The 12723-nt window shown below is 44.6% G+C and carries 10 protein-coding genes, 2 tRNA genes and 2 rRNA genes; 1 reads left to right on the top strand and 13 read right to left on the bottom strand.

Features of this window, described 5'->3' with window-relative positions; translation table 11 throughout:
* Positions 1–239: 239 nt before the first annotated feature.
* From ACO1D1_RS26945 to moaC, 5 genes are all read right to left on the bottom strand, one after another.
* Positions 240–947, bottom strand: coding sequence for a cytoplasmic protein (locus ACO1D1_RS26945; RefSeq protein ID WP_423337680.1), 708 nt, complete (start codon positions 945–947; stop codon positions 240–242).
* A 14-nt stretch (positions 948–961) separates the two neighbouring features.
* Positions 962–1678 (bottom strand): polymer-forming cytoskeletal protein, encoded by a 717-nt coding sequence (locus ACO1D1_RS26940; RefSeq protein WP_423337679.1) that lies wholly within the window; start codon positions 1676–1678, stop codon positions 962–964.
* Positions 1679–1690: 12 nt separating this feature from the next.
* Positions 1691–2314, bottom strand: coding sequence for a YhbD family protein (locus ACO1D1_RS26935; protein ID WP_423337678.1), 624 nt, complete (start codon positions 2312–2314; stop codon positions 1691–1693).
* A gap of 105 nt (positions 2315–2419) precedes the next feature.
* On the bottom strand, positions 2420–3073 hold the full coding sequence (locus tag ACO1D1_RS26930) for a redox-sensing transcriptional repressor Rex (RefSeq protein ID WP_149868245.1): 654 nt from the start codon (positions 3071–3073) through the stop codon (positions 2420–2422).
* A gap of 31 nt (positions 3074–3104) precedes the next feature.
* Positions 3105–3602 (bottom strand): cyclic pyranopterin monophosphate synthase MoaC, encoded by a 498-nt coding sequence (gene moaC, locus ACO1D1_RS26925; protein ID WP_423337677.1) that lies wholly within the window; start codon positions 3600–3602, stop codon positions 3105–3107.
* 145 nt (positions 3603–3747) lie between these two features.
* On the opposite strand from moaC, the gene ACO1D1_RS26920 reads away from it, so the two are divergent.
* Complete coding sequence (locus ACO1D1_RS26920) at positions 3748–5667, top strand: ABC-F family ATP-binding cassette domain-containing protein (RefSeq protein ID WP_423337676.1); 1920 nt, start codon at positions 3748–3750, stop codon at positions 5665–5667.
* A gap of 638 nt (positions 5668–6305) precedes the next feature.
* Here the strand turns inward: ACO1D1_RS26920 and tsaD are convergent.
* The 8 genes from tsaD to ACO1D1_RS26880 form a co-directional block, all read right to left on the bottom strand.
* Positions 6306–7331, bottom strand: a complete 1026-nt coding sequence (gene tsaD, locus ACO1D1_RS26915) for a tRNA (adenosine(37)-N6)-threonylcarbamoyltransferase complex transferase subunit TsaD (RefSeq protein WP_423337675.1) — start codon at positions 7329–7331, stop codon at positions 6306–6308.
* The gene (gene rimI / locus ACO1D1_RS26910; RefSeq protein WP_149868241.1) at positions 7328–7777 is read right to left on the bottom strand and encodes a ribosomal protein S18-alanine N-acetyltransferase; all 450 of its coding nucleotides are present in this window, start codon (positions 7775–7777) and stop codon (positions 7328–7330) included. Before rimI ends, tsaD begins: the two co-directional genes overlap by 4 nt.
* Before the next feature lie 11 nt (positions 7778–7788).
* Positions 7789–8496 carry a tRNA (adenosine(37)-N6)-threonylcarbamoyltransferase complex dimerization subunit type 1 TsaB gene (tsaB, locus tag ACO1D1_RS26905; RefSeq protein WP_423337674.1) on the bottom strand — a complete coding sequence of 236 codons (708 nt, stop codon included), beginning with the start codon at positions 8494–8496 and terminating at the stop codon, positions 7789–7791.
* Positions 8493–8948, bottom strand: a complete 456-nt coding sequence (gene tsaE / locus ACO1D1_RS26900) for a tRNA (adenosine(37)-N6)-threonylcarbamoyltransferase complex ATPase subunit type 1 TsaE (protein WP_423337709.1) — start codon at positions 8946–8948, stop codon at positions 8493–8495. Before tsaE ends, tsaB begins: the two co-directional genes overlap by 4 nt.
* A 355-nt stretch (positions 8949–9303) precedes the next feature.
* A tRNA-Asp gene (locus ACO1D1_RS26895) sits at positions 9304–9380 on the bottom strand.
* Positions 9381–9383: 3 nt separating this feature from the next.
* A tRNA-Met gene (locus ACO1D1_RS26890) sits at positions 9384–9457 on the bottom strand.
* A gap of 20 nt (positions 9458–9477) precedes the next feature.
* Positions 9478–9594, bottom strand: a 5S ribosomal RNA gene (rrf, locus tag ACO1D1_RS26885).
* An 81-nt stretch (positions 9595–9675) separates the two neighbouring features.
* Positions 9676–12613 (bottom strand): 23S ribosomal RNA (locus ACO1D1_RS26880).
* Positions 12614–12723 lie beyond the last annotated feature (110 nt).

The following is a 12723-nucleotide window of genomic DNA, read 5'->3' as shown; positions in this document are numbered from 1 at the left end:
TTTCCATCGGAGTTGGGGTCCCTTTTTGCGTCTTTTTGTCAATAATTCGCTCCATCTATTAGCCGTGGTCTGATTCTGATACGTTTTTAGAAGCGATGCCCTTTATCAACAACCTTGAGCCTTTTATCGACAAATTTCACTGGTTTATCGACGTCTTTTGGACTTTATCAACGACTTTTAAACTTTTATCAACGACTTCGGGCCTTTTATCAACGACCATCCATTCCCGTAAATCTCCTCTAGATCTTTTCCGACATTTTAACCGTCGAATGCTTATCCTGAATAAAATCAGTCGAATATTCTACCCGGCCAATTTGACAGCCTGAACCGACTTTAACCAGTTTACCCCTGACGATATCTGCTGTCGTATTTTCAAGGAATACTTCATCGCCTTCAATTACCTTCACTACTAGTGACCCCTCATCCTTAACAAATGGAAGCAGTGATGTTTTTCTTTTAATTGTGATCTTTCCACCACCGATTTCCTCAGCCGAACTATTGCCAAAACGGAGAGCAATATTAATCGTATCCGCATTCAATAGACCTTTTATTTCAAATCCGCCGCTTAAATCAAATCTCTCATATTCGACGTCGCCGCCCACGGATATACTGCCCTTTATATTAGCTGTTTCACCTGAAAGCCGCTCACCCACTTCAAGAGTCCCAAGGATCTTGATTTTTTTCAAAGCTGATTCACCAGCAATGGACAACGTCCCCATTACCAACATGTCACCAGACTCCATTTTCCCCATCACTACCGTTTCACCGATCACTTTTACAGATCCGGCTTTCACATTCTCCAATGCCTCACTCGTGCCGTATATATGAAACGTAGAACATTCTACATTACTTTCAATCGTCCCTTCCCCGCGGATGCTCACCTTATCGTACCGGCCGCCAGGATAATTGCCTGAACCATTGATCGTCAGATTTTGACCTTTTTCCACTTCTTTCTCCCCCTTTATATCTTTCTCGACTCTTTCACAACTGCCTTTTTGTCAACTGAAAGCTTTCCGCTATATTCAACAAGACCAATCTCACATTTTGGCCCGATGGTAATCTCGTTGCCGCGGACAACAGCCGCCTTCGTATTTTCTAATTCGATTTTGTCCCCTTCGATACATTCCGTTTCCAGCTGGGTTTGAATAAACGACTTAAATAATCCCATTAATGCCGGTTTGTCTTTAATACGAATGGTTTGCCCGCCTATTTCTCTAACTTTGCACTCTCCAAAAATCTTAATATCCACTTCATCCGCATTTAAAAGCCCGCCAATGATAAACAGTGACTCCGCTTTAAACGATTCCGCTTCACAATCTCCCTCAACGGTCAGCCTGCCCTTAATGCTGATTTCCTCCGCTTTTAGCTTTCCTCCGACAGAGGTCTTCCCCGCCACGTTGAACTGTTCCGCGTAAAGGTTATGTTCAATTTTCGCCGTTCCATCGACTGATAATGATTTACAGTCAAGATTTCCTTTCACTTTTCCGTTTCCGTTAATCTTAGCTTTGTTCGTTACAACATTTCCATTTACCGTTCCCGATCCATTGCAATCGAATTCGACACAGTCGATATCACTGTTAACGGTTCCTTTGCCATTGATGGTTACATGGCGAAATTGCCCGCCGTTTGCCGAGCCAAAGCCGTTAATATTCAAGTCTCCCCTTTTTTGCGTATCCATGATCATTCTCCTTTATAATAACTTCGCCTTAATCTCTTCCATACAGTTCACGAGTGAAAGCTGAACCATCACTTTCGTCCCTTGGTCAAACTGAACAGCTTCCGCATTGATCAGTAATAAACAGGATGAAACCCCCAGTTTTCTCGTCAGCACTAACTCAGCATTTTTTTGTTTGATCGATCCCCTATGATCCTTTAAGACTTGAAGCAGCATTTTCCCTTCATCTAGATTAACTTCTCCGGACTGCAGCAGCTTCTCTAATACATAGACTTCAAGAATTCTTGAAAAATCAAAATGTGTTCCGCCCTTTTCAGTTTCCAAATATACGTCCATTACTGCACTCGAAACAATGTTACGCTCCAACAGTTCCTCTTTCGTGAAATGCAACTCTGTTACGTTAGGTGAAAACATGTCAGCCAGCTCATCCAATGATAGGTTTTCTTTCATCGTTTGAATCTTATCAATTCGCTCTAAAATCTTTTCTCTTGGAAAAAAGGTTTCCTGCCCCGTAAACGTTGATTTTCGAATAAACCAGTCCTCAGGAATTAGATCCTTTCTCTTCCAGCGATACAGCTGACCGTACGAGATTCCTGCCATATCTAATAAATCTTTTTTCGAAATTAACCCCTCGCTCATTTTTAATATCCCCTTTCTGGTTTTTAATGTAACATAACACTGTTACGTTGTAAAGAAGGCAATAAAAAAACTTTCCACAATTTCTGTGAAAAGTCTTAATCGACATTATTCTTCTATTTCCACTGTCGGATAATGCTTTAAAAAGTAGACCAGTGACTGGAGTTCTACTGCCAAGTCAATGTGATGTACCCTGATTGAGGATGTGACATTTAACCTTGCTGGGGTGAAATTTAAGATCCCCTTTACATTGGCATTCACAAGCCGGTCCGTGATCATCTGTGCTGCTTGGGCTGGAACGGTTAGAATGGCAACATGTATGTCTTCCTCCACTAACACTTTCTCCAACTCATCCATGTGAAAAACAGGTACTTCACGAATCATCGTGCCCATTTTTGCCGGATCGACATCAAAGGCACAGGCAATTTTTGTGTTATTATTTTTTAAAAAATTATAGTTTAAAAAGGCTGTACCAAGATTCCCCACCCCGATTAAGGCAACCTTAGTCAATTCATCCTGGTCAAGTGTTTTACGGAAGAATGTTAATAAGTAATTGACATTGTATCCATAGCCCTTTTTCCCTAATGCGCCGAAATAAGAAAAATCGCGTCGAATCGTTGCCGAATCCACTTTTACCGCTTCACTTAATTCTGCTGATGAAACCCTTTGCTTGCCTGAACTATGCAAATTTTTCAAAAATCGATAATAGAGGGGCAGCCGTTTGGCTGTCGCCTGTGGTATCTTCATCGTTTCATTACTCATATTCTCCCACACCCCTTTTGAATGTATGTTATTATTTCACTTGTTCCGTTCGCTTGAAGTCACCGTTTTTTCCGCCAGTTTTCTCGACTAAATAGGTTGGCCCAATGACCATCCCTTTATCAACTGCCTTACACATATCATAAACGGTTAATGCACAGGCCGAAGCAGCTGTTAGCGCTTCCATTTCCACACCTGTGTTCCCTTTTGTCTTAACAGCTGCAGCAATATGTAATTGAACCTGATCTTGCCCGCCCTCTTCCCATGTAAAAGAGATATTTACCCCTGTTAATGGAATCGGATGACACATCGGGATCAAATCCCACGTCTTTTTTGCAGCCATGACTGCTGCAACTTGAGCCACTGCTAGCACATCGCCTTTTTTCATTTCTTGGTTATTTATTTTTTCAAAAATTTCTTTACTGACCGTTATGCTGGAATGAGCAAGAGCGGTACGTGCCGTTTCTGGTTTATCACTGACATCGACCATCTTTGCTCTGCCCTCTTCATTAAAATGTGTAAATTCTGCCATAAAAATATTCCTCCTATCCAAAAATAATACACTATTTTTCCTAAAATGTGTGTGAAACTTTGAACTTTTTTGATAGCCATTGGCTTTATTGCCCGTAATCCGGTTATACGGTACACTATTAGTATGTATATAGAGGTGAAATTAGATGATTTTGTTACAGGTTAATCAATTACAAAAATATTATGGCGCTGACCTTATTTTATCGAATATAAAGCTGGAATTACAAACCCGTGACCGTGTCGCCCTCGTCGGCCGCAACGGCGCAGGAAAATCGACATTATTGAAAATTATTGCCGGTCATTTGTCACATGATGGCGGTGAGATTATAAAGCCGAAAGAAGTGACCATCGGCTATTTAGCGCAAAATACCGGACTTGAGTCCAAATTATCTATTTGGGAAGAAATGTTGACCGTGTTCGAACCCTTGCGTGCAATGGAAAAGTCACTGCGCAGGCTGGAAGAACAAATGGCCGACCCTGCTATTTTCGAGGACCCTGTTAAATACGAACGGATTTTAAAAGAATATGATCTGCTCCAAGTAAAATTTAAGGAGCAAGGGGGCTATCAATACGAAGCCGATATCCGCTCCGTTCTGCATGGCCTTAACTTTCACGACAGCACCCTGATGATTTCCAGTTTAAGCGGCGGACAGAAAACCCGTCTTGCCCTTGGAAAGCTGCTGTTAACGCGTCCCGACATTTTGATTCTGGACGAGCCTACCAACCATCTCGATATTGATACATTATCATGGCTCGAACAATATTTACAGAGCTATGATGGCGCGATTTTAATCGTATCTCATGACCGCTATTTTTTAGATAAGGTTGTGACGCAGGTCTATGAGGTATCCCGCAAGCAAATCGGGCGGTTTCCCGGGAACTACAGTGCCTACCTTGAGCAAAAAGCGGCCAATTATGAGCGCGATATGAAACTCTTTGAGAAGCAGCAGCAAGAAGTCGCTAATCTGCAGGACTTTATCCAACGAAATTTAGCGCGGGCTTCGACCACGAAGCGAGCGCAAAGCCGCCGGAAAAAGCTCGAAAAAATGGAGCTGATGGATCGTCCGCTTGGGGACGAAAAATCGGCAACCTTCTCGTTTGAAATTGAAAAACAAAGCGGGAATGACGTTTTAACGGTGGATTCACTTGCCGTCGGGTATGAGGGTGAGATGGTTTCAGAGGACATCACCTTCCGCGCCTATAAAGGAGAGAGTATTGCTCTTGTTGGTCCGAATGGAATCGGAAAATCGACACTGTTAAAAACCATCATAAAAAAATTGCCCGCACTTGCTGGATCAGTTTATTATGGAACAAACCTTTCAATTGGTTATTATGACCAGCAACAGGCCGAATTAACCTCCAATAAGCGTGTCTTAAATGAACTCTGGGATGATTATCCGTTAAAAAGTGAAAAGGAAATTCGGACGGTGTTAGGTAACTTCCTCTTTTCCGGCGACGATGTGTTAAAAATTGTCTCCACGTTAAGCGGCGGTGAAAAAGCCCGATTGGCGCTGGCTAAGCTGATGCTGGAGAAAGCAAATGTGCTGATCCTTGATGAGCCTACGAACCACCTTGATCTGGACAGTAAGGAAGTTCTCGAGAATGCCCTGATGGATTATCCTGGGACGATTCTGTTTGTTTCACACGACAGATATTTCATTAACCGGATTGCCACTAAAGTGTTGGAATTAAGCCGGCACGGCAGCACAGAGTATCTTGGGGACTATGATTATTATCTGGAAAAGAAATTAGAGCAGGAAGAACTTGCAGCCCTTGCACTAGCAGCCTCCACGAAAGCAATTGTGGAAAAGGATGCTTTTGAAAAAAATAGTTATCAACAGGATAAGGAAACTAAAAAGCTGGAACGGCAGCGAAAACGAAAGTTAGAGGAAATTGAGCTGCGAATAGAAGAACTAGAGGAACACATTCAACAGTACGAGCAGCAATTATGTGAGCCGGAGATTTTTCAGGACCATGAAAAGGTAATAGAAATCAACATGAAAAATGAACATGCAAAAGCAGAGCTCGAGCAATTGATGGAAGAATGGGCTGAGCTTGCTGAATAAAGAATGAAACCGGGCTGATTGGATCGCCCGGTTTTTAGCTTTACTTCTATCAACAAAATGTTTGGTGTATCGACATACTTTAAAAATTAATCGACAAAATCTGAGTACAATTCGACAAATTCATAAAAATTATCAACATGTTTTAACATGTATCCACTTTTCCACAACATTATACACATTTCAAACAGTTTATTTTTATGCATTTTTTATGCTTTTCCACATTATCCACATTAAACACCGTTTTTATCCACATTATCAACAGTATACACAGACTTATCCACAATTTGTTGATTGTTATCAGTTTTTTTGAAAAATTTTATCCACAATATTAGGGGATGTGCGGTCCTTTTTTGCATTTATGTCCATTGAGGAGTTGTTCATTTACTGTTTGAGCTTTTCCTTTTGCAATTCGGTCAATGTAACCGCGTTTCATTTACCGTTTAAGCTTTCCTTTTTGCAATTCGGTCAATGTAACCGCGTTTCATTTACCGTTTGGGCTTTTCTTTTTACATTTCGGTCAATGTAATGGCTTTTCATTTACCGCTCGGGCTATCCTTTTTGCATTTCGGTAAATGAACACTTACTACATTCCTCCCAAAGTTCCCTACCAAAAAAAAAACTCTTCTAATTCAGAAGAGTTAGGTGTTATATATTTCGATATCCAATCCCGGTATGGCATTTAATGAAGAATCAGCCCTGATTCCTTTTTCAAACATGACACTTCCGGCGGCGGCAATCATCGCCGCATTGTCGGTACATAACGATAAGGGAGGAATCACCAATTCAATCGCCGGATGATCCGCAAAGGTCTTCTCCAGTGCTTTTCTCAGTCCCTTGTTCGCAGCCACGCCGCCAGCAACTACAAGCTGGCCGACACCATACTCAGCTACAGCCCTCTCCGTCTTTTTCACTAGTACTTCAATCACACTTTCCTGGAAACTGGCTGCAAGATCCTCGGGCGCAATCCGTTCACCCCGCTGCTCCGCGTTATGAACCGTATTGATTACCGCAGACTTTAATCCGCTGAAACTAAAATCATACGAGCCTTCCTCAAGCCAGGCCCTCGGCAAATCAATTTTCGGACTTCCCTTCTGTGCCAACCGGTCAATATGCGGACCTCCGGGATAAGGCATGTTTAACGTCCTCGCTACTTTATCGTAGGCCTCACCTGCTGCGTCGTCTCTCGTTTCTCCAATCACCTCAAAGTGACCATGCTCTTTCATATACACAAGCTCGGTATGCCCGCCTGAAACGACAAGTGCTAAGAGCGGAAACTTTAATTCAGTAACCAGCCTGTTCGCATAAATATGCCCGGCAATATGATGGACAGGGACAAGCGGCTTATTATGAGCAAAGGCAAGTGCCTTCGCCGCATTTACTCCAATTAAGAGCGCCCCCACTAATCCCGGGCCTTCTGTTACTGCTATAGCATCAATATCTGAAAAGGTTAATTGGGCCAGATTTAATGCTTCTTCAATCACAAGCGTTATTTGTTCCACATGATGACGCGAGGCAATTTCCGGCACCACACCGCCAAAGCGCTTATGACTTTCAATTTGCGAAGCCACTACATTTGCGACAATTTCACGGCCATCTTTAACAATGGCGACGGCTGTTTCATCACAGCTCGTTTCAATTCCTACTATCAATACGTCTTTTTTCATAAGCTCACCCACATTATTTGTGCATCTTCCTGATTATCGGAATAATAATTTTTCCTGATTCCGCCGTTTTGGAACCCAAACTTGCGGTAAAGGGATTGTGCGACATGATTTGTCACTCTCACTTCAAGGGTCATGGTTCTTGCCCCCATCTCCCTCGCTACGGCTATTAACTTCCTCATTAAGGCCTCACCCAGCTTTTTTCCTCTATACTCCGGCAAAATTGCCACATTCGTTACATGTGCTTCATCAATCACCACCCAAGTCCCGCAATATCCGATAATCTTCCCATCTTCCTCAAGAACAATATAAACAGCAAATTTGTTATTGTATAATTCATTATAAAAAGCTTCACGGCTCCATGGTGTTGTAAATGACGCATGCTCCACTTCTAATACCTGGTCAATATCCTCTTCCCTCATATAACGAAAAACATAAGAATCTATCATATTTCTAATTCCTATCTATTTGAAATTTTCCCTTTTGCCTCCAACCACTTCTGTTCCGCTTCTGCCAAACGAATATAATTTGGAACAAATGCGTGGACATCCTCATCCGGTTTATTCCGGCCTAACATTGCAAGTTCGGCGGGCCGAGGATTGTGTTCCGTCATATTGGCAAAAATGGCCTGTGAGCCCAGTACCTCTTTTATTTTGTCACGATGAATGGGCAGGTCATTTCCGACAAATAGAATGGGGTTGTCCATTTCTGATAATGTTGCTGCCCAATCGGCTAACATCACTAACTGATCCTCTACCACAGCAGTCAATTCTCCGTTCTGATACTGATAGAGTGCAGTGTAGACTTGTCCCCTTCTAGCGTCTACTATGGGTGATACATAGCCATTAAAATATCGGCCTGCACCCGCCGCTAAAACCTCCAGACTGGAAATGCCGACAAGCGGTATCTTTAAAGTCCAGGCTAATGTTTTGGCAATCGTGACACCGATTCTAACACCCGTATACGAACCAGGTCCCTTTGCCACAACGATTTTCGTTAAATCGGCAGGGGTTCGTTCACAATCCTTCATTAATGTCTCAATGGCCGGCATAATGCGAACAGAGTGGTTCTTTTTTAAATTGGTTATATATTCACCAAGTACTTGATTTTCATCTAAAAGCGCTACCCCTAATGGATTGTTAGAAGTATCGATCGCTAGTATGGTCATCTAAAAATCTCCTTACATAATTGCTCATATCGGTTTCCTTTTGGTTCAAGAACGATTTTACGCTGGTCTTGGCTTTCATGATATAAAAATATCGTTAATCGTTCCGCAGGCAGCTGCTCCTCGATTAAATGCGCCCATTCCACTACTGTAACTCCATCACCTTCAAAGTATTCATCAAAGCCAAGGTCTTCAAAGGCATCGGCTACGCGGTAAACGTCCATATGATATAATGGCAGCTTTCCTTTATATTCTTTAATGATGGTAAATGTCGGACTATTAACAGTTCTCTTTATCTCTAACCCTTTTGCCAAGCCTTTGGTGAAGGTTGTTTTCCCTGCGCCCAAATCGCCCTCAAGGGCAAGGACATCGCCTGGCTGTAAAAAGTGCGCCAGTTTTGCCGCGAATTGCGAAGTTTCGTCTGAATTCGCCGTATGTATTTCAAATTGATTCATATAATCACCTTTATACTTTAACATAATCATCTCTATTTCTATTTTACCCTTATTTATGTATAAAAAAAACCTTAGGACGTTCCTAAGGAATAGTTCTTTTCGATTTGTGTTGATAGGAATTTGACGTACTCGATCACTTATACGGCTTCTTAACGACCGTTCCGGTGGAAAATCTGTTTGTTCGGTCGCTTATACAGCTTCTTAACGACCGTTCCGATGGAAAATCAGTTTGTTCGGTCGCTTATAACCGTAACTTGACGAAAAGCCGATAAATTAATCCCGTTTATTTACAAAAAATTAAATGAGTACAAAAAAAAGACGAAACCTTGTTTCGACTTGAGTTTAAACCTATAAATGGCGGTCTGGACGGGACTCGAACCCGCGACCTCCTGCGTGACAGGCAGGCATTCTAACCAACTGAACTACCAGACCAAATTGCGGGGACAGGATTTGAACCTGCGACCTTCGGGTTATGAGCCCGACGAGCTACCAGACTGCTCCACCCCGCGATAATAATATTAATAAAACAGCCTGGCAACGTCCTACTCTCACAGGGGCGCATGCCCCAACTACCATCGGCGCTGAGAAGCTTAACTTCCGTGTTCGGTATGGGAACGGGTGTGACCTTCTCGCCATTGTTACCAGACTATTTATTTGAGGTTTCATTCCCTCAAAACTAGATAATGCAGAAGAAGTTTTTTGTAAAAACGAGTTCAACCACTTAAAAATGGTTAAGTCCTCGATCGATTAGTATCAGTCAGCTCCACATGTCGCCACGCTTCCACCTCTGACCTATCAACCTGATCATCTTTCAGGGATCTTACTAGCTTGACGCTATGGGAAATCTCATCTTGAGGGGGGCTTCATGCTTAGATGCTTTCAGCACTTATCCCGTCCGCACATAGCTACCCAGCGATGCCTTTGGCAAGACAACTGGTACACCAGCGGTGCGTCCATCCCGGTCCTCTCGTACTAAGGACAGCTCCTCTCAAATTTCCTGCGCCCACGACGGATAGGGACCGAACTGTCTCACGACGTTCTGAACCCAGCTCGCGTACCGCTTTAATGGGCGAACAGCCCAACCCTTGGGACCGACTACAGCCCCAGGATGCGATGAGCCGACATCGAGGTGCCAAACCTCCCCGTCGATGTGGACTCTTGGGGGAGATAAGCCTGTTATCCCCGGGGTAGCTTTTATCCGTTGAGCGATGGCCCTTCCATGCGGAACCACCGGATCACTAAGCCCGACTTTCGTCCCTGCTCGACTTGTAGGTCTCGCAGTCAAGCTCCCTTGTGCCTTTACACTCTACGAATGATTTCCAACCATTCTGAGGGAACCTTTGGGCGCCTCCGTTACTCTTTAGGAGGCGACCGCCCCAGTCAAACTGCCCACCTGACACTGTCTCCCACCCCGATCAGGGGTGCGGGTTAGAATTTCAATACAGCCAGGGTAGTATCCCACCGACGCCTCCACCGAAGCTAGCGCTCCGGCTTCTCAGGCTCCTACCTATCCTGTACAAGCTGTACCAAAATTCAATATCAGGCTACAGTAAAGCTCCACGGGGTCTTTCCGTCCTGTCGCGGGTAACCTGCATCTTCACAGGTACTATAATTTCACCGAGTCTCTCGTTGAGACAGTGCCCAGATCGTTACGCCTTTCGTGCGGGTCGGAACTTACCCGACAAGGAATTTCGCTACCTTAGGACCGTTATAGTTACGGCCGCCGTTTACTGGGGCTTCGATTCAGAGCTTCGCTTGCGCTAACCCCTCCTCTTAACCTTCCAGCACCGGGCAGGCGTCAGCCCCTATACTTCGCCTTGCGGCTTCGCAGAGACCTGTGTTTTTGCTAAACAGTCGCCTGGGCCTATTCACTGCGGCTCTTCAGGGCTATGAACCCTAAAGAGCACCCCTTCTCCCGAAGTTACGGGGTCATTTTGCCGAGTTCCTTAACGAGAGTTCTCTCGCTCACCTTAGGATTCTCTCCTCGCCTACCTGTGTCGGTTTGCGGTACGGGCACCTTGAATCTCGCTAGAGGCTTTTCTTGGCAGTGTGGAATCAGGAACTTCGGTACTAAATTTCCCTCGCTGTCACAGCTCAGCCTTCACGGTGAACGGATTTTCCTATTCACCAGCCTAACTGCTTAGACGCGCATATCCAACAGCGCGCTTACCCTATCCTCCTGCGTCCCCCCATCACTCAAACGATTCATAGGTGGTACAGGAATATCAACCTGTTGTCCATCGCCTACGCCTTTCGGCCTCGGCTTAGGTCCCGACTAACCCTGAGCGGACGAGCCTTCCTCAGGAAACCTTAGGCATACGGTGGATGAGATTCTCACTCATCTTTCGCTACTCATACCGGCATTCTCACTTCTAAGCGCTCCACCAGTCCTTACGGTCTAGCTTCAACGCCCTTAGAACGCTCTCCTACCACTGACACCTAATGGTGTCAATCCACAGCTTCGGTGATACGTTTAGCCCCGGTACATTTTCGGCGCAGAGTCACTCGACCAGTGAGCTATTACGCACTCTTTAAATGGTGGCTGCTTCTAAGCCAACATCCTGGTTGTCTAAGCAACTCCACATCCTTTTCCACTTAACGTATACTTTGGGACCTTAGCTGGTGGTCTGGGCTGTTTCCCTTTCGACTACGGATCTTATCACTCGCAGTCTGACTCCCACGGATAAGTCTTTGGCATTCGGAGTTTGTCTGAATTCGGTAACCCGATGAGGGCCCCTAGTCCAAACAGTGCTCTACCTCCAAGACTCTAACAACGTGAGGCTAGCCCTAAAGCTATTTCGGAGAGAACCAGCTATCTCCAAGTTCGATTGGAATTTCTCCGCTACCCACACCTCATCCCCGCACTTTTCAACGTGCGTGGGTTCGGGCCTCCATCCAGTGTTACCTGGACTTCACCCTGGACATGGGTAGATCACCTGGTTTCGGGTCTACGACCACATACTCAAACGCCCTATTCAGACTCGCTTTCGCTGCGGCTCCGTCTCTTCAACTTAACCTTGCATGGGATCGTAACTCGCCGGTTCATTCTACAAAAGGCACGCCATCACCCATAAACGGGCTCTGACTACTTGTAGGCACACGGTTTCAGGAACTATTTCACTCCCCTTCCGGGGTGCTTTTCACCTTTCCCTCACGGTACTGGTTCACTATCGGTCACTAGGGAGTATTTAGCCTTGGGAGATGGTCCTCCCTGCTTCCGACCGGATTTCACGTGTCCGGCCGTACTCAGGATCCACTCAGGAGGGAACGAAGTTTCAACTACAGGGCTTTTACCTTCTACGGCTGACCTTTCCAGGTCACTTCATTTACCCCGTTCCTTTGTAACTCCATGTTGAGTGTCCTACAACCCCAAGAGGCAAGCCTCTTGGTTTGGGCTATGTCCCGTTTCGCTCGCCGCTACTCAGGGAATCGCGTTTGCTTTCTCTTCCCTCCGGGTACTTAGATGTTTCAGTTCCCCGGGTATGCCTTCTATACCCTATGTATTCAGGTAAAGATACTGTTCCATTACGAACAGTGGGTTTCCCCATTCGGAAATCTCCGGATCAAAGCTTACTTACAGCTCCCCGAAGCATATCGGTGTTAGTCCCGTCCTTCATCGGCTCCTAGTGCCAAGGCATTCACCGTGCGCCCTTTCTAACTTAACCTAAAAAGGTTTATAACTCTTATTCAATAAGAGAGAAAAACTAAAATGGCGATTACTCGATGTTTACTTTGCTTCTTCTTACGATTATCTAGTTTTCAAGGAACAAAAAAG

The organism is Neobacillus sp. 19, from assembly GCF_049463095.1.
Taxonomy (GTDB): Bacteria; Bacillota; Bacilli; order Bacillales; family Cytobacillaceae; genus Neobacillus.
Note: the sequence above shows the minus strand (reverse complement) of the source record. Positions and strands in the feature narration are given on the sequence as shown.